Annotated in this window: 16 protein-coding genes; 9 read left to right on the top strand and 7 right to left on the bottom strand. The window is 69.2% G+C overall.

Annotation, left to right across the window (positions count from 1 at the left end):
* Positions 1 to 2 precede the first annotated feature (2 nt).
* The gene (locus N8J89_RS12700) at positions 3 to 617 is read right to left on the bottom strand and encodes a sensor domain-containing protein (RefSeq protein ID WP_283664538.1); all 615 of its coding nucleotides are present in this window, start codon (positions 615 to 617) and stop codon (positions 3 to 5) included.
* A 1,085-nt stretch (positions 618 to 1,702) separates the two neighbouring features.
* Between N8J89_RS12700 and N8J89_RS12695 the strand changes: the two genes are divergently transcribed.
* Together N8J89_RS12695 and N8J89_RS12690 are read left to right on the top strand one after the other, a co-directional pair.
* Positions 1,703 to 3,277, top strand: a complete 1,575-nt coding sequence (locus N8J89_RS12695; protein WP_283664537.1) for an ATP-binding protein — start codon at positions 1,703 to 1,705, stop codon at positions 3,275 to 3,277.
* Positions 3,234 to 3,947 (top strand): tetratricopeptide repeat protein, encoded by a 714-nt coding sequence (locus N8J89_RS12690; RefSeq protein WP_283664536.1) that lies wholly within the window; start codon positions 3,234 to 3,236, stop codon positions 3,945 to 3,947. The genes N8J89_RS12695 and N8J89_RS12690 overlap by 44 nt, the downstream gene beginning before the upstream one ends.
* Positions 3,948 to 4,102: 155 nt before the next feature.
* Here the strand turns inward: N8J89_RS12690 and N8J89_RS12685 are convergent, their stop codons facing one another.
* Entirely contained in the window at positions 4,103 to 4,453 is a 351-nt protein-coding gene (locus N8J89_RS12685; RefSeq protein WP_283664535.1) for a DUF5915 domain-containing protein, read from the bottom strand.
* A gap of 956 nt (positions 4,454 to 5,409) precedes the next feature.
* Between N8J89_RS12685 and N8J89_RS12680 the strand changes: the two genes are divergently transcribed.
* A complete protein-coding gene (locus N8J89_RS12680; RefSeq protein WP_283664534.1) occupies positions 5,410 to 5,676 on the top strand; it encodes a hypothetical protein in 267 nt (88 codons plus the stop codon).
* The gene (locus N8J89_RS12675) at positions 5,673 to 6,863 is read left to right on the top strand and encodes a helix-turn-helix domain-containing protein (RefSeq protein WP_283664533.1); all 1,191 of its coding nucleotides are present in this window, start codon (positions 5,673 to 5,675) and stop codon (positions 6,861 to 6,863) included. The genes N8J89_RS12680 and N8J89_RS12675 overlap by 4 nt, the downstream gene beginning before the upstream one ends.
* A 177-nt stretch (positions 6,864 to 7,040) precedes the next feature.
* On the opposite strand, the gene N8J89_RS12670 is transcribed toward N8J89_RS12675, so the two are convergent.
* Positions 7,041 to 7,331 carry a DUF4342 domain-containing protein gene (locus N8J89_RS12670; protein ID WP_283664532.1) on the bottom strand — a complete coding sequence of 97 codons (291 nt, stop codon included), beginning with the start codon at positions 7,329 to 7,331 and terminating at the stop codon, positions 7,041 to 7,043.
* Between the two features lie 113 nt (positions 7,332 to 7,444).
* Here N8J89_RS12670 and N8J89_RS12665 point away from each other — a divergent pair, with 113 nt between their 5' ends.
* Positions 7,445 to 7,996, top strand: a complete 552-nt coding sequence (locus tag N8J89_RS12665; protein ID WP_283664531.1) for a class I SAM-dependent DNA methyltransferase — start codon at positions 7,445 to 7,447, stop codon at positions 7,994 to 7,996.
* On the opposite strand, the gene N8J89_RS12660 is transcribed toward N8J89_RS12665, so the two are convergent.
* From N8J89_RS12660 to N8J89_RS12650, 3 genes are read right to left on the bottom strand one after another with little or no spacing between them, the layout of a single operon-like run.
* Positions 7,982 to 8,248, bottom strand: coding sequence for a hypothetical protein (locus tag N8J89_RS12660; RefSeq protein ID WP_283664530.1), 267 nt, complete (start codon positions 8,246 to 8,248; stop codon positions 7,982 to 7,984). The genes N8J89_RS12665 and N8J89_RS12660 overlap by 15 nt on opposite strands.
* Entirely contained in the window at positions 8,245 to 8,898 is a 654-nt protein-coding gene (locus N8J89_RS12655; protein WP_283664529.1) for a 3-oxoacid CoA-transferase subunit B, read from the bottom strand. Before N8J89_RS12655 ends, N8J89_RS12660 begins: the two co-directional genes overlap by 4 nt.
* Complete coding sequence (locus tag N8J89_RS12650) at positions 8,895 to 10,220, bottom strand: MFS transporter (RefSeq protein ID WP_283664528.1); 1,326 nt, start codon at positions 10,218 to 10,220, stop codon at positions 8,895 to 8,897. The genes N8J89_RS12655 and N8J89_RS12650 overlap by 4 nt, the downstream gene beginning before the upstream one ends.
* A 148-nt stretch (positions 10,221 to 10,368) precedes the next feature.
* Between N8J89_RS12650 and N8J89_RS12645 the strand changes: the two genes are divergently transcribed.
* From N8J89_RS12645 to N8J89_RS12630, 4 genes are all read left to right on the top strand, one after another.
* Entirely contained in the window at positions 10,369 to 11,136 is a 768-nt protein-coding gene (locus N8J89_RS12645) for a CoA transferase subunit A (protein WP_283664527.1), read from the top strand.
* Positions 11,090 to 12,934, top strand: a complete 1,845-nt coding sequence (locus N8J89_RS12640) for a helix-turn-helix domain-containing protein (protein ID WP_502868443.1) — start codon at positions 11,090 to 11,092, stop codon at positions 12,932 to 12,934. Before N8J89_RS12645 ends, N8J89_RS12640 begins: the two co-directional genes overlap by 47 nt.
* Before the next feature lie 24 nt (positions 12,935 to 12,958).
* A complete protein-coding gene (locus tag N8J89_RS12635) occupies positions 12,959 to 13,873 on the top strand; it encodes a 3-hydroxyacyl-CoA dehydrogenase family protein (protein ID WP_283664525.1) in 915 nt (304 codons plus the stop codon).
* Positions 13,874 to 14,002: 129 nt separating this feature from the next.
* A complete protein-coding gene (locus tag N8J89_RS12630; RefSeq protein ID WP_283664524.1) occupies positions 14,003 to 15,577 on the top strand; it encodes a poly(ethylene terephthalate) hydrolase family protein in 1,575 nt (524 codons plus the stop codon).
* 82 nt (positions 15,578 to 15,659) lie between these two features.
* Here N8J89_RS12630 and N8J89_RS12625 read toward each other — a convergent pair whose 3' ends face one another.
* Positions 15,660 to 17,201, bottom strand: coding sequence for a deoxyguanosinetriphosphate triphosphohydrolase family protein (locus N8J89_RS12625; protein ID WP_283664523.1), 1,542 nt, complete (start codon positions 17,199 to 17,201; stop codon positions 15,660 to 15,662).
* Positions 17,202 to 17,340: the final 139 nt, after the last annotated feature.

Below are 17,340 nucleotides of genomic sequence, written 5' to 3'. Positions count from 1 at the left end.
CCTCACCCACTCACTCTGCTGACGAGCTGGTCGGCGATCGTGGCCGCGACCTGACGGCTGTCACCGGCCTGGCAGACCGCGACCTGGAGCACGGCGCGCTCTTTCAGCCGTGCCTGCCGGTGGCAGGCCCAGCCGTCGCCGGCGTCCTGGGTCGCGACCCAGCTCACCGCCTCCGCGGTGGCGGCGTGGAGTTCGTAGGTCCACTGGGAGGCGCGCTGGCTTGCCGCCCCGCCTGCCCGCACCGCGGTGGGACAGTTAGCGATGCCGTTGGTCAAGGTGGCGAAGACCTGGCGGGCGTGGTCGCTGCTGGGGTACAGGCCGATCACCTGGGTGACGGTGTGGTCGGCTTGGGTATCGGAGTCCTGGTAGGTCACCGACCCGAAACTCGTCCAGCCGTCGGCGTAGACGGCCCGGGTGGCCGGGCCGACCGCCACCGCGCACTCCAGCGGGTCGGCGGTCAGCGCCGGTGGTGGTTCGCTGATGCCGTTCTGGGACTGCAAGGTCTGCCCGAGCGCCTTGCTGACGTCTTCGGCCGGCAGAACGCTGGCCTGCACCGTGCCCGGCACCGCGCTCATCCCCGAGGGCCACGTCCACCAGGTGACACCCGCTGCCGCCACCAGGACGACCACGACAGCGGCGGCGATCCACCAGAGGCGCCTGCGCGGCCGGGCGGGGGCCGGCTGCGCGGCGGGTGCGGGTGCGGGTGGTGGTGGCTGAGGGCCGGCGCCTGGTGTGGTGGGTTCTTCCGCTGTGGGAGGCTGCTGCTCAGCGGCGGGAAGCCCGCTCGTCTCCGGTTCCTGTGGTAACTCTCCGGCCGGTGGTGGCTGGTTCATCGGTCCCCCATTCAGAATGGCCGCGCTGCTGCTGCGCTGGGCGCACATCGGTGAGCTGCCTCGCGCAGCCGTGCGATGCCGCTTGCAGAGAACCGCCGTGATCAGGTTCGTGACAACCCGGCGCCGTCCGTTGAGCCCCCAGTACGGCGAAATAGTAACTTCCTGCGCTCCCTGGCGTTGAGCGGCCGCCTACCCGGGCGGCTTCGGTCAACGTCACCCGGATCGCCTAGTGCGGCGACCGGTTCCGGTCGCGCCGGCAGCGGCCTCCGCGACCACTCGGTGCCGTCGGTTGCGAGGGCACGCTCGCCACGGGGCGATGTCGATCGGACGGGATGCGCTGCGCCGAGCTCAGGCAGTCGGATGCCGTTCCAGCGAGGCCGGGCGGTCCGGAGTTTGCGGTGTTCCCGGGCGGCTGCTGCGGGGTCGAGGCCACGGAGTTCGGCAACAGCAGAACACTCATGGGAGAGGTGGCCAGTCGGGCTTGGTGCCGCGTCGAGCAGCCTTCTGAGCGCATTGAGGATCTTGCCGCGGTAGACCACAGCCTTTAGGGGCAAGTCCGGACGAGCTGGCAGCAGCGCCATCTCGGTGCCGGACGCCGCTCCCGTCCCCGCGACACGCGAACAGGCTCGAACCTCGATGCGCTTGCGGAGATCAATGGCTGAACTGGTGCAGACCGGGCTCGGAGGTGGTTACCAGGTAGACATGGCGATGGAAGGCGGCACAGTCATGGAGGCACCGCGCCGCGAGCACGACACCCGCCAACCCGCCAGCCCTCGAACACCCGAATGAGACCGCCAGCCTTGGGGCAACTGGGCGACGCCTGCAGCAGTCTGTTCTATCGGGGCGATGGTGTTGCGACACTGGGTCGCGTGGTCGAACGGCCTGGCGCGCGAAACGAGATCAGCGGCACCGTGATGGGAAATGTGGTTCAGGGCCGAGACATCGCGGTATCCCTGCCGACTGCAACGCCGGTCGCGGTCACGGGGCTGCCGGCACAAGCGGTCTTCGTCGGCCGACGTGTCGAGTTGGGCCGGCTGGCCAACGCCCTCGACCCAGCAGGAGCGAACTCCCCTGGCGGGTCTGTGGTTGTCTCGGCCGTTGCCGGCCTGGCCGGGGTAGGCAAGACCACACTCGCCGTCCGTGCCGCCCACGACGCGATCGCTGCCGGATGGTTCCCAGGCGGCGTGCTGATGGTTGACCTGCGTGGCTATGACGCGCCCGAACGGCAGGTACTGCCATCGGCCGCGTTGGCCAGCCTGCTTGGTGCGCTCGGCACTCCCAGCGAACACATCCCAGCCGACCAGTCCGATCGGGAACGACTCTGGCGGTCCCGGCTCGCCCAACGTCACGCTTCTGGCCAGCGCATGCTCATCGTGCTCGACAACGCCTCCAGTTCCGACCGGGTCCGTCCGCTCTTGCCGGGCACCGACGGGCACCGTGTCGTGATAACCAGTCGGCACAGCCTCGCCGATCTGGACGGCGCTAGGCTTCTCGATGTTGACGTGTTGTCGGCCGAGCAGGCAATCGACCTGCTCCAGCAGGAACTGGTTGCTGCTCACCCTGGGGACGACCGTGTCCGCGCCGACCCAGGAGCCGCCGACCGGCTTGGGCAGTTGTGTGGAGGGCTCCCCCTCGCGGTTCGCATCGCTGCGGCACTGCTGGGCGCCGACCCCGACCAACCGGTCTCCGAACTGACCGAAGCCCTGGCTGCTGAGCACAACCGTCTCGAAGAACTTGAGTACGACGGAAGTCTCAGCGTCCGAGCGGCATTTGACTTGTCCTACCAACACCTCGGCCAGAAACCGGCGCAGCTGTTTCGCCTGCTCGCTCTCAACCCAGGCCCGGAGATCAGCACGGAGGCCGCCGCCGCGCTCGCGAACCGACCAACCGTCGAGACCCGGCGCTTGGTCGGCCAACTGCGCCGCGCGCACCTGCTGCTCCCAGGGAGTGCTCGTGGCCGTTGGCGCATGCACGACCTGGTGCGCGTGTATGCCACAGAACGAATCTCCCAAGATCCCGCCAAGGAGCCAGCGCTGGAACGCCTGATCAATTACTACCTGACCAACACCCAGGAAGCTGGGCGACATTTTGGAGCGCATACTCAGCACGCGAAAGAGGGAGGTCAAGTCACAACCTGGAAGGAAGCCATAGAATGGTTGGACACCGAGTATCCAAACCTCCTCACAACTGTCACACTCGCACACAACACAGGCCGTAGTCACTGCGCCTTGCACTTACCGCTCGCCCTGTATCCTTACTTCCACCTGCGCAAGCACTGGACCGATTGGGTAGCTACCCATCGACTTGCACTGCTTGCCGCCCGCCGCCTTCGCGACCGCCAGGGCGAGGGCTTTGCCCTGATAAACCTCGGGTCTGCCCTTCGCGATCAGGCGCAATTCGATGGCAGTAGTCTGCCTACAACAATCCCTGGAAATCTACCATGAGATCGACGACCTTCTCGGCAAGAGCCGGGCCTTCAGTCACCTCGGCTCGGTCTGCCGCGACCTCGATCGACTCGACGAGGCGATCGATTATCACCGCCAAGCGCTGGAAATTCGCCAGCAATTGGGTAAACGCAACCTTGAAGCCAGCACTTTGGCTGGACTTGGCGCCGACTACCAGGCTCTCAGCCGATTCAATGACGCACTCGACTGTCACCTGCAAGTCCTGAGTATCCGCCGGGAGCTTGGGGACCGACACGGCGAAGGCCGCACCCTGACCGACATCGGCATCGTCTATCGGAACCTCCGAGAGCACGATAAGGCTCGAGACTGCTTTCTACACTCCATTCAAATACATCGCGAAGTAAGTGACCAGCATGGCGAGGGCCGCACGTTGATTAACCTCGGCCATAGCTATCAAGAAATCGGGCAACTAGACGAAGCCTTGACTTGCTATCAGAAGTCGCTGACTATCTACAAGGAATTCGACGACCCTCGATGCAATGCCATGACGTTGGCAGACATCGGGGACACATATTACGCGTGGAGACGCCATCAGGAGGCGACAAAGTACTGGCGAGAAGCACACGCAATCCTCGAGACGCTGCCCGGTTCGATCGCAATGTCGCGCGCAGCCCAACTGCGCACGGCGCTCGCCAGCACTGACGACTGAATCTCGCAAACGACGCCGTGTCGTTGGTACCCATCTTTAACCGACTGCTGCCGGTTCGACGTCATACCGTCGGCCGGGACCATAAGCTCTACAATCACCGCGTGCGCCCTCTGGCTTCTGCTGGTAACTCGCCGAAGCTGCACGTGAGGCCGAGGTCATCGTCGCGGTGGATTGAAGCGGCCGCCACTGGAAGTGGAGTCCGCTTCTTCCAGAATCTTGGCGAGCACGGCTGCGGCGATGTCGGTGTGGTGTTCCAGGATGGCCTCGCGGATCTCGTCGTTGGCTGTCCAGCGGGCCTCGATACGGTCGACGACCTCGAAACCGGCCTGCGCGCGCGTCCTGGATGAATCGGATGGCTTCACGGGCGTTGCCGGCGCGCTTGAGCTCCGGGGTGATCCGGAAGTGCCCAGGGTGGCGATGCGGCGCAGCGACGCCAATGCTTTGGTTTCGCATGCCTGGATCGCGTTGTGGGAAGGGCGCTGCCATCCGCTGCCGATGCGGGTCAATGTCAGTCGAGGACAGAGCGGGCAGTCGCATGCCGCGATCGGTGATACCCGTGGGCTGAAGGGCGGCCAGTTCCGCATCGCCTCCGGTGAACTCGACCACGAGGCTCCGGTTCGGCGGGGTCCAGTCGATAGCGTGACCGGCCGCCCATCGCGACGTGGTGGTGGCAGTGGATGCCGCCGTGGATGGTCTTGGCCTGCACTACCAGGCTGGCGGTCACGTCCGACTTGCCTGGCAACAACTCGCCCACCTTGCCCCCCGCGCCCGTCGCGCTGGCCGCGGTGCGCCAGGACATGCCCGGAGGTCTCGCTGGTGAGTGAGGAGCAGCGGAGGTGGCTGTCGCGCGCCGCGGGGTGCGAGCCGACCGCGCGGCCCCGTGTCCGCGGCGGACTCGCCCGGCTCACCACCCAGGGCACGGGTCCGCGAATAGCAATGCGACCGGTGGGCAACGGTTAGAAGCTGGGATGTCTAGATATTTGAGAGATAGGAACGGCCTCCCGTTGCCGCAGGAGGCCGTTCAGTCCTTGACTGGCCGATCGGTGGTTACATCAAGGGTCTCGCTGAGTGTCTGACCCCCGCGACCGGGGACCATGAACCCATACTACGGTCCCGTGTACCGGTTGGCAGTCCCGTTGGAACACTGGAACGCCTCTACCTGCCGAAACGGCGAGTTATGCCAGGCTGACGCGACCCAGAACGCGCGTTTTGGTGTTCCATTGGAATCGTTGGGAAAATCGAGAACGTCGGAAAGGCGGACCACGCGCCGCAAATTGCCCGCATCGTTTGATCGGAGGCGCGGAGTCTGAAACCCTGGACGCGTCACGCCAATCGTGACGCCCGGGAAGAAGCGGTTGCCGCTGTTTCTGCCGGGAGCATCGCCTTCGTTTCACGGCCGATCGGTCTGACCCGTCACCGCATGTGGTGACGGGTCAGATGATGTCTCGTTGAGGAGGGCCCCATGGGGTCGGTTGTTCCCTACCCGGCGTCCGCGCCGGATCGTCCCCCCACCCCCGTCGGCGCGCCGGTGACCATGCCGCTGGTGACGGTTTTCGGCGTGATCATGGGCATGGGCGCGTGGCTACACAGCCTGGGTCATGACCTGTGGTGGGCTTTCGGCACACCGCTGCTGGTCTGGGGCGCGCTCTTCGGCAGCGCGCGGGTGCTGGGCCGATTACGCACCGCCGCGGCGGCGGCGCTGGCCAGCGGTGGCGAGCAGACACCATGACCGGCGGCTATCCGTCCGCGCAGGGCCTCAGCTCCGGTGCGATCCGCATGAGTCCTGGGCCAGAGGCCATCCTGCCGAGCAAATTGGGACAACTCCTCGTGCCGGTGGCCGAAATCCGGGAGTGGCTCCGCGCTCATGAGCGCAGGCTGTTCGGCCGGCCCGGCATCGCGACCAGCATGTACTTGCCCGTCCGGCAGCGCGATACCCGGCCGGACAAGGTGGAGATGATCGAACTGGAGGCGGTGGCTCAGAAGTTGGCCTCGATGGGGGTTGACCGCGTCACGCTGGTCGAGGTCCTGGGTTCGATGAGAACCGCCCTGCCGCTTCGGAACCGCGACGGATTGCACAAGGACGAGGTCCGACTCCAGGGCAGGCGAGCCAACGCCGGTGCCGCCATCCCTCCTGGGCCGAATGCCCACCGAGCCGAGGCGCCGACCTCGGCGACAGAGCTGAAGGCCAGCACCGTGGCGGAGTTCTTGGCGCTGCTGCGCACGTTGCAGCACCGCTCCGGTGCCAATCGGTCTCGGCTGGCCGGGCGTTCGGGCATCCCGAAGTCCTCGCTGTACAACCTGCTCGACCGCAACCGGACGGTCTTGCCGCAAAACAGCGACCAGGTACGTCGGTTCGTGAAGGCATGCGGCCTGGACGAACACGCGGTCACGCAGGTCATGCGGGTGTGGGCCGACCTGTATGACCAGGGCCGCGAGAGCTCCGCTGCACCACCGGTTACCGCCGAGGTGGACACGTCCGGGGAGAAGGACTCCACGCAGACCAGCACTCCAGTGCCGGCCGCCGCCTGGGAGCCTCAGGTGGTCAACATCGAGGTGGTGCCGTCCCGATCCGCGCGGCAGAGCAGGCGGGTGGGGATGGTCGCAGGGGCGGTGCTCGTGGCGGCCGCGGTGGTGATCGTGCATCTGGTTGTTGATGACCGAGGCAGGATCGCGGCCTGCGTTGCGATCGCCACGGCGGGACTGGTCGTGGCCTGGGTGGCCGTGCTCACCTGGTTCTCCCGGCGGGAGAATGGCGAGGAGCGTAGGCGAGGTGTCGAGGAGGTGTCGGTGCCGCTGGAAACTGCCAGGTCCAGCCTGCGAGAGCACCGAGATCAGCACCGTGGTGGGCTCGATCACCATGGGCGGGCCCACCCTGGCTCAGTCCTTGATCCGCCTGAGGCAAGAACGCCTGACTGACGTACGGCTGCGACAGGATGATTTCACGCATGCGTTCGGCCCCACCCGGGGGCAGCCTGTGCCAGCCCCACCGGAAGCGGGCGGACCCGTTGCGGTGCAAGGGTCTCGCTGGTTCTCGGTGGGGCCAGGCCTGGCTGGTGCGGGCGGGGCCGTCGTCGTTGCGGTGCCCTTGGCTGACTACACCCGCTCGGCGTCGACCGTCGTCGCGGGTGCGGCGCCGGGCTGCTGGCGGTTCTCGAGCTTGATGCCGCACTTGCCGACCAGGGCGACGCCGGCGCCGATCGTCATCGCCACCGGAGCGGCCAGCGCCGCGACCAGGCCGATGGCCACCGGCACCTCCAGAACCACGTCGTCCTTGCTGTCACGCACGACCACGCGACGGTTGATGCCTTCGCTGACCAGCCCGCGAACGGCGTCGACCACGGAGTCGGCGGCGGAACGGGTGGACTCGGAGTTGGGCTCGCTCATGATTCTCCTCGTGCTGCGGAACTGCCTTGACACGACCATGGTGCCCTCGGCCCGGCGTCCTGCCATCAGGGTTTGTCCCTGACCCACCCCGGTCCTGTGCCAAGGTGGTCCTCATGACCTGGGATGGCGAGGACTACCAGCGCCGCTTCGACCGCCTGGCCGGCACTGGCGCCGATGTGCACGGCGAGGCCGACTTCGTCCGTGACTACCGGCCGGGCTCGGTCCTCGACGCGGGTTGTGGCACCGGCCGGGTCGCCATCGAGCTGGCCCGGCACGCCATCGAGGTCGTCGGGGTCGATGTGGACGCCTCCATGCTCGAGGTGGCCAGGAAACGCGCGCCACAGGTCACCTGGCACCGCCGCGATCTCACGAACCTGGCCCTCGACCGCCGCTTCGATGTCGTCGTCATGGCGGGCAACGTCCCCCTGTTCACCCCGGAGGGCACCCAGCAGGCCCTCGTCTCGGGTGTGGCCGACCACGTCGCGACCGGCGGCGTGCTCATCGCGGGTTTCTCCCTCGACCGCGGCTACACCGCCGAGGACTACGACGCCCACTGCGCGGCCGCGGGGCTCACCCTCCTCGAGCGCTACGCCACCTGGGACCGGAAGCCGTTCACCGGCGGCGACTACGCCGTCTCGGTCCACCGCGGGTCACCCGCGAGCTGAGCGGTCGGTCAGGCGGATCCGCGTTGTGCACCGCGGCCGGGCCGGCCGGAACTCGTTGAGCCACTCGTGAAAGGCCTCCGCCAGCCGGGGCAGTTCACGGAGCTCGCCGAGGTGGAAGCCGCGGGCCATGTTGGCCCAGACCACGCCGAACTCGGCTGGGTCGGCGTGGTGGTGGGGGTGTGGGAGGTGGCGGGCGGCGTAGCGGGCGGCGGTCCGTTGCTCCTGGTCCCAGGAGAATCTTGTGCCGGTCACCGCATGGCGCCCAGGTAGGCGGGCACGTGCAGGTCGGCTTCGGTGGCGGCCTGGACGTCGGGGACGCTGATGCCGGGGGCGAGCTCGCGCAGGGTCGGGCCGTCGGGGGTGATGTCGATGACCGCGAGGTCGGTGATCACCCGGTGCACGACGCGGCGGCCGGTGGTGGGCAGGGTGCAGGTGCGCACCAGCTTCGCGGCGCCGTCCTTGGCGGTGTGCTCCATCAGCACGATGACCTTCTTCGCGCCGTGCACCAGGTCCATGGCGCCGCCCATGCCCTTGACCATGGCGCCGGGGATCATCCAGTTCGCCAGGTCACCGGTGGCCGAGACCTGCATGGCGCCGAGCACGGCGACGTCGATGTGGCCGCCGCGGATCATCGCGAAGGACAGCGCGGAGTCGAAGTAGGACGCGCCGGCCTGGACGGTGACGGTCTCCTTGCCCGCGTTGATCAGGTCCGGGTCCTCGGCGCCGTCGACGGGGTACGGGCCGACGCCGAGGATGCCGTTCTCCGACTGCAGCACAACGTGTTTGCCGGGAGGCAGGTGGTCGGCGATGAGGGTGGGCAGGCCGATGCCGAGGTTGACGTAGCCGTGCTCGGGCAGCTCGCGGGCGGCGCGGGCGGCCATCTGCGCGCGGGTGAGACTCATCGGGCGGGCACCTCCGCCAGGTCGCGGGAACGGGTTTCGGTGGCCATCAGCACGCCCGCGGTGGAGATGATCGCGGCGATGACGACGTAGAGGGCCACCGGAGCGGGGCCGCCGAAGCTGGTGAGCAGGGCGGTGGCGATCAGCGGGGCCAGGGAGCCGGCGATGATGGAGGTGACCTGGTAGCCGATGGAGGTGCCGGAGTAGCGGACGCTGGTGTCGAACTGTTCGGCGAAGAACGCCGCCTGCGGCCCGTACATCGCCGCGTGCGCGATCAGCCCGCCCGCGATGGCCAGGGTGATCAGCCAGGCGTTGCGGGTGTCCAGCAACTGGAAGAACACCAGCGCCCACAGGCCCATGCCGATCGTGCCCGCCAGGTAGACCGGTTTGCGGCCGAGGCGGTCCGACAGCGCGCCGAAGGCCGGGATGGCGACCAGGTGCACCACGTTGGCCACCAGCAACGCGTTGAGCACCAGGCTCTTGTCGAGCTTGAGGTGGGTGGTGACGTAGGTGAGCACGAACGCGGTGAGCACGTAGTAGGAGATGTTCTCCACCAGCCGCGCCGAGATGCAGATGCCGATCTCCTTGGGGTAGCGCCGCAACGCCTCCAGCGCGGGCGCCCGCTTCGGCCCGCCTTGGGCCTCGGCCTTCGCGCGGGCCTCGGTGAACACGGGCGCGTCCTCGATGGAGGAGCGGATCCAGTAGCCGAGGATGATCAGCACCGCGGACAGCAGGAACGGGATCCGCCAGCCCCAGCTCTCGAATGCCGCGTCGTCCATGGTCGCGGCCAGGACCGCGAGCACGCCGGTGGCCAGCAGGTTGCCCACCGGGACACCGGCCTGGGGCCAGCTGGCCCAGAACCCGCGGTGCCGGGCCGAGCCGTGCTCGCTGACCAGCAGCACCGCCCCGCCCCACTCGCCGCCGATGGCGAAGCCCTGGACCAGCCGCAGCGCGGTGAGCAGGACGGCGGCCCAGATGCCGATGCTGGCGTAGGTGGGCAGCAGGCCGATCGCCGCGGTGGCCACGCCCATCATGACCAGGCTGACCATCAGCAGCTTCTTGCGGCCCAGGCGGTCGCCGTAGTGGCCGAAGACGAGCCCGCCCAGTGGCCGGGCGACGAAACCGAGGGCGTAGGTGAGGAAGGCCAGCATGGTGCCGACCAAGGGGTCGCTCTCCGGGAAGAACAGCTTGTTGAACACCAGCGCGGCGGCGGAGCCGTAGAGGAAGAAGTCGTACCACTCCACGGCGGTGCCGACGAGGCTGGCGGCCAGCACGCGGCCGATCCGGGTCTGTGCTCGCGCTGGCGAGGCGGCGGCAGTGCTCATGCCGGGGAACGCTAGGTGCGCTCCCCTCGCGAACCAATGTGCGCCGACACATAATGGCCTGCTCAGGCATGTGTTCGCCGGACATTGCCGCGGTGGTCGCCCGGTCAGCAGTGTTGTCGTCCACATGACCTTGGGCGAAGGGGACAGCATGGACAAGCTCCTCGACTCCGCGGCCGCCGCCGTGGCCGACATCCCGGCCGGCGCGAGCCTGGCGGTGGGCGGTTTTGGGCTGTGCGGCATCCCGGTGGAGCTGATCACGGCTCTGCACGCCGCCGGCGTCGGCGAGCTGCGGGTGGTGTCGAACAACTGCGGGGTGGCCGACTTCGGGCTGGGCGTGCTGCTCGCCGACCACCGCATCGCGCGCATGACCAGCTCTTATGTCGGGGAGAACAAGGAGTTCGCGCGGCAGTTCAGCGCCGGGGAGCTGGAGGTCGAGCTGGTGCCGCAGGGCACCCTCGCGGAGCGGTTGCGCGCCGGCGGCGCGGGCATTCCCGCCTTCTACACAGCGACGGGCCTGGGCACGCAGGTCGCTGAGGGGGGCGTTCCGCTGCGCTACGGCCCGGACGGCGCGGTGCTGGTCGCCTCACCGCCCAAGGAGGTCCGGGCCTTCGCCGTTGGCGGGCGGCGCGAGCGGTTCGTGCTCGAACACGCCATCACCTGCGACTACGCCCTGGTGCACGCCGCGGCCGGGGACCGGCACGGGAACCTGGTGTTCTCCCGGTCGGCCCGCAACTTCAACCCGCTGTGCGCGATGGCCGGCCGCGTCACCATCGCCGAGGTGGAGGACCTGGTCGAGCCCGGTGAGCTGGACCCCGACGAGGTCCACCTGCCCGGGGTGTTCGTGCAGCGGGTCGTGCACGTGGGCCGGGATGTGGACAAGCGGATCGAGCGGCGGACGGTCCGCGCCAGGGAGTGAGGAGGCGGGCTGGGTGGAGGACTTCGCTTTCCGGTTGCTGGAGCTGCTCGCGGGCGGGGCGGACAGCGCCGAGTTGGCGCGCTTCGCGGTGGCCGAGCCCCGGTCCGCGGCCGCCGTGGACCTGGCGCTGCGGATCAACGCCACGGTGCACGGCCACCGGCGGCGGGAGGCCGAGCTGTCGGCGCTGGTGGACACCGCGGGCGACCTGGCGCGGCTGCGCGATCCGGATGAGGTGCTGCGCTCCATCGTGCGGCGGGCGCGCAGGCTGCTCGGCGTCGACCTGTCCTACCTCACGCTCAACGACGCCGAGGCCGGCATCACCTACATGCGGGTGACCGACGGCTCGGTGTCCACGCTGTTCCCCGAGGTGCGGATGAAGATGGGCGTGGGGCTGGGCGGGCTGGTGGCGCAGACGGCGCTGCCCTACGCCACCCCCGACTACCTCTCCGACGAGCACTTCCGGCACTCCGGGCCGGTGGACGAGGCGGTGCGCGACGAGGGGCTGACCGCGCTGCTGGCGGTGCCGCTGGCGGTGGGCGAGACCGTCATCGGCGTGCTGTACGCGGCCGACCGCGCCGCCAGGGAGTTCACCCCGGAGGAGATCGCGCTGCTGTCCTCGCTGGCCGACCACGCGGCGGTCGCGCTGGACAACGCGCGGCTGCTGGCCGAGGTCAGCGCGCACAGCCAGGACGTCGAGCGCGCCGAGCAGGCGCACGACCGGCTGATGGACCTGGTGCTGCGCGGCGGTGACCTCGCCGCGGTGGCCGCCGCCGTGGCCGACGTGCTGCGCGGCGGCATCGGCGTCTACACCGCGGGCGGCACGGAGCTCGCGCACGCCGGGCTGCCCACCGCGGCCCCGGACCCGCGGACGGTCACCGCCTCCTACCACTCCGGCCGGGCCACCGCCACCGAGGACGGCTGGGTGTGCGCGGTGCAGGCCGGGCCGGAGCTGCTGGGCAGCATCGTGCTGCGCACCGGGGCCGCGCTCACCGACGCCGACCGGCGCCTGTTCGAGCGCGCCGCGGTGGTCACCGCGCTGTTGCAGCTGCTGCGCCGGTCGGTGGCCAAGGCCGAGGACGAGGTCCGCGGCGAGCTGCTCACCGACCTGCTCACCGCGCCCGAGCGCAAACCCGGCACGCTCCTCGACCGCGGCAAGCGCCTCGGCGTGGACCTGACCACCGAGCACGCGGTGCTGGTCGTGCACGCCGACGGCGTGTCCCGGCGGCGGCTGGCCGCGGCCGCCGCCGGGTTCGCCGTGTTGTGCGGGATCCACGCCGAGCAGGTCGTGCTGCTGGCGCGCACCGACGCGCCGGGCGCGCTGGCCGCCCAGCTCGCCGCCGCGCTCGGCGCGCAGGCCGGCTGCCCGGTCACGGTCGCGGCCGGCGGCCCCGCGCGGGGTCCCTCGGGTCTGGCCGCGGCCTACCGGGAGGCCGAGCGGTGCCTGCGCGCGCTGCTCCGCCTGGGCCGCGAGGGTTCGGGCGCCTCGATGGCCGAGGTGGGGTTCATCGGCCTAGTGCTGGCCGACCGGGCCGACCACACCGGTTTCATCCGGCAGGCGCTGGGGCCGGTCCTGGACTACGACCGCGACCGCGGCACCGAGCTCATCCGCACCCTCACGGCCTACTTCGCCAGCGGCTGCCACGTGCCGCGCACCAAGGACCTGCTGCACATCCACGCCAACACGGTCGGCCAGCGCCTGGACCGGATCGGCAGCCTGCTTGGTCAGGACTGGCAGTCCCCGGACCGGCTGCTGGAGATCCAGCTCGCGCTGCGCCTGCACGCGCTGCGCGACCCGTAGTTCACCAGAAGCAGAGGAGAAGTCATGGCGCGATTCGGCATCATCGGTGCCGGGCTCATGGGACACGGCATCGCGGTCGCGCTCGCCAGAGGCGGCCACCAGGTGCACGTCCACGATTCCGACCCGGCGACCCTGGACAGCCTGCCCGTCCGCATCGGCACCGCCTTGCGGTTGTGCGGCGAGTCCGAGGAGGCGAGTCAGCGGGCGCGCAGCCTGATCACCGCCACGCCGCGGCTGGCGGAAGCCTTGGGCCAGGCCGAGTTCGTCATCGAGGCGGTGCCGGAACGGCTGGCGGTCAAGCACGAGGTGATCGCGGCGGTGGAAGCGGCGGTCTCCCCCGAGGTCCCGGTGTGGTCGAACACCTCGGTCCTGTCCCTCACCGAGGTCGGGTCCGTGATGCGGCATCCCGGCCGGCTGGTCGGCGTGCACTGGTGGAACCCGCCGCACCTCATCCCGCTGGTGGAGCTCGCGCCCAGCGCGGCGACCGAGCCGGAGCTGGTGTCCCAGGCCGAGGAGCTGCTCGGCGCGCTGGGCAAGACCACGGTCCGCCTGCACCGCGACGTGCCCGGCTTCATCGGCAACCGGCTCCAGTTCGCCCTGCTCCGGGAGGCGCTGAACCTGGTGCGGGACAACGTCTGCGACGCCGCCACCATCGACACCGTGGTGCGTTCCAGCTTCGGGTTGCGGCTGGCCTCGGTCGGGCCCATGGAGAACGCCGACTACATCGGCCTCGACCTCACCCGGTCCATCCTGACCAGCCTCGCCCCCAGCCTGTCCACCGCCGCGGGACCCTTTCCCGGCCTGGACGAGCTGCTCGGCGACGGCCACCGCGGCATGGCCTCCGGCGAGGGCCTGCTCAGCTGGCCGCCCGGCCGCGGCGAGGACGTGGCCCGCCGTCTCGTCGCCGGTATCCAGCGCAACCTGGGATCCGGCACATAGCGGGTCCCGAAGGAATGTGGCGCCACACATGGTGCCCGAGTTCACATTTTCGTAGCGTCAAGGAAACAGCGTGACCTAGGACACCTGTTTTCACCCCTGCATTTCCCCCTGTTTCCTGGAGGCTCTGCGATGCCACAAAACCAAGCCTTCGCTGGTCTGCGCGCCCCTGCCGCGGCACTTCTCGCCGTGCTGGCTTTACTGGCGGCCGCGGTATTGGCGATAACCGGAATTTCCGCCCAGGCCAGCGCGGAACCGGCGCCGCTGTCCGCGGTGGAGCATGATCCGGTCATTCTCATTCCCGGCATGACGGCCCAGGCCTCGGCCATGGAACCGATGAAACGCAACTTCGTCAGCGCCGGCTGGCGGTCGGACCGGGTGCACACCTGGACCGACAGCTCCAACATGACCGGCGACCTGACCAAGGCGGGTGTGGAGATCGGACAGAAGGTCGACAGCGTGCTCGCCCAGTCCGGCGCGCGCAAAGTCGTTCTGGTGACGTGGTCGGCCTCCACCCTGGCCGCCCGGTCCTACCTGAAGCACGTCTCCGGCGCGCAGGAGAAGGTGTCGATGTACTTCTCCATGGCCGGCCCGCACCACGGGACCACCACCGCCGCACCCTGGTGCCAGAACCTCTACCCCTCGTGCCGCCAGTTCGCCATCGGCTCCCCCTGGCTGGCCGCGCTCAACTCCGGCACCGAGGTGCCGGGCTCACCCGCCGTGCGGTACACGACGCTGCGCTCGACCTGCGACGTGAACGTCAACCCGAGCACCTCGGCCGAGCTCGCCGGAGCCGCCAACCGCCAGACCCCCACCTGCATCGGCCACCTCGCCTTCCCCAGTGACGCCGGGGTGTTCAACCAGATCAAGACCCTCATCACCGAGCACGAGGCCACCCCCACCACCACCCCGACCGGCTCCAGCACCCCGACCACGACCACCGGCACCCCGCCGGTCTCACCCTGCACCTCGGTCAACGGCCAGTGGGCCGCGGCAGGCCCGTTCGCGGTGACCTCGGCCTCCAACGGACGCGGCACCACCGTGTTCCGGCCGGTCAACCTGGGCACCCTGGGCTGCTTCAAGCACCCCGTCCTGCTGTGGAACAACGGCGCGGTCTCCAAGCTCGACCGGTACGCCCCGCTGCTGAACCACCTGGCCTCGCACGGCTTCATCGTCGCCGCGGCCGAGGGCAACGCGGGCACCGGCGGCCCCATGCTCCAGGGCCTCGACCACCTGACCACCGAGAACGGCCGCGCGGGCAGCGCCCTCCAGGGCAAGGTCGACCTGGACAGGGTCGGCGCCACCGGCCACTCCTTCGGCGGCGGCGCCGCGGTCGACGCCGGAACCGACCCCCGCGTGGACACCATCGCGCCGATCTACCCCCTGGCCTTCAGCAACGCGGGCCGAGTGCGCGGCCCCGCGGTGTTCTTCGCGGGCCAGAACGACCCCACCGTCCAGCCGGCCACGGTCCGCCGGACCTACAACCAGGCCACCCAGGCGCCCGCCATCTACGCCGAACAGCGCGGCGCCGACCACTACGGCATCGCCGACCTGCACGGCCCGATCACCGCGTGGTTCCGCTTCCACCTGATGGGCGACGAACAGGCCCGCGGGCTGTACTTCGGCCCGAACTGCGCCTACTGCTCGTCCTCGTTCTGGTCGGTCTTCGAACGCAACCCGAAGGCCCAGGCGGTTCCCGGCTCCTGAGGCCGGTCACGACAGCGGGGAGCCCGGCGTTGTCGGGCTCCCCGTTCCCATGCGGTCGCGGCACAGTCGCCGGCGTATGTCGTCACGAGAAGAAGTCCATCGCGGAGGTTGACGGCTTGGCGCCGGAAAGCTTGTAGTACAGGGCACAGGCTTGGCCGTCGGTGAGCGTGCAGATGTAGTCGAGGATGCAGCGGTTCTCCTCGCCGCGCGGCGCGTAGGCCCGTTGCGTGCCGTTCCCGCTGCGGTAACCGTCGGCGCAGCCGCCGTCCTGCTGCCGCCGGGCCGTCTCGATCTCCTGGCGGAGTCTGCGGGGCAGGCGTTTGAAGTCGCTGGTGGACTGCTTCCACTCGTAGAGGTAGCGCACCAGGCTCCGCAGGATCTTCTGCTGCCCGCGTTGCAGGAGGGCGATGTCCGGCCGGGTGATGACGAATCGGCGGGTCACCTCCTTCAGCACCTGCACCTCGTGCCATTCCGGCCTCCGCAAGGCAACGAAGGGTCCGTGCGGCCAGATGAGATCCGGCTCGATCGTCACGCTGTTGATGTACCTGCCGATCAACTTCGAGCCAGCGGCACGGGCCTTACCGACGTCCTCCAGCACTCCGGTGTAATTGGTGGAGAAGGAGTTGAACAGGTCCTTGCGCACGGTCTTGGCCGCGGCTTGGAAAAGCGCCTTGTCGTAGTAGCCCTGATAGTCGAGTTCGAGTCGGCCCCGCAACTCCCTGAGCAGACCGCTCGCGTCGCCGCCGCTGCTCAACCCCTCCTTGACCGCCCGCACGTCGAGCATGCCGGCCAGATAGAAGTCCTCCAGGTCGTGGATGGCGTAGGTGATGTCGTCCGCGGCGTCCATGATCGATGCTTCGAGTGACTGGGTCTTCGCGGGGAAGTCGCTGCCGCGACCGGATTCGACGAGGAACCGCCGGGCTGCTTGGAAGGCTTCCTGCTCGGAGCGGTACACGCTGAACTTGCGCCACGTGCGCCGGTACTCGGGGTTGTTCGCCAGGTGGCTGTCGTGGTCCTCGCGGAGCGTGGGCGCGCGCAGCCACGGATACTTGGCGATCGCGGTGAGCGAGGCGCAGGTGAGGTCCAGTCCGTCGTACAGCGGGTTCCGCGTCTCGTTCAGCAGGACGACCCGGAAGGTCTGCGCGTTGCCCTCGAAACCGTCGGCCAACTGCAGGCCGGGGAAGCCGTCCGGCGGGGAGGTCTCGTTCCGGCGCGCGATCTTGTCCAGGGTGATCTCGCCGACGTGGCCGAACGGCGGGTGGCCGAGGTCGTGCGCCAGCGCGGCCGTCTCCACCACGTCGGCGTCGATGCCGCCGAGCTCGTGGATGAGGCCCCAGGCGGACTCCTCGGCCAGCAACCGCTGGGCGATGCTCTTCGCGACCTGCGCCACCTTCTGCGAATGGGTCAGGCGGTTGTGCATCAACGCGATGTCCTCGAACGGGGTGATCACCTGGGTCACCCCGCCGAGCCTGCGCCAAGCCACCGAGTACAGGATGCGGTCCCGGTCTCGACGGGCCTCGGACCGGGTGTCCGCCGGTTGCTTGGACAGACCGGTCAGCCGGGTGTCCCGGAGAGCGGCGTCACGGACCAGGCATTGCGGCACGAGCTCAGGTTTCAGGTCCATGGCGGCGGTCCTTAGTGCACGATCCCCCAGGGAGGATCAAGCCGGTTCGCTGTGTGGTGAACCTGTCGGGAACTACACCCGAGGCGTTACCGCGACGGCAGCCGGATGCCCTAATGGGCGAAGAATCCACCGGCGCTCC

Source organism: Crossiella sp. CA-258035 (assembly GCF_030064675.1).
Taxonomy (GTDB): domain Bacteria; phylum Actinomycetota; class Actinomycetes; order Mycobacteriales; family Pseudonocardiaceae; genus Crossiella.
Note: the sequence above shows the minus strand (reverse complement) of the source record. Positions and strands in the feature narration are given on the sequence as shown.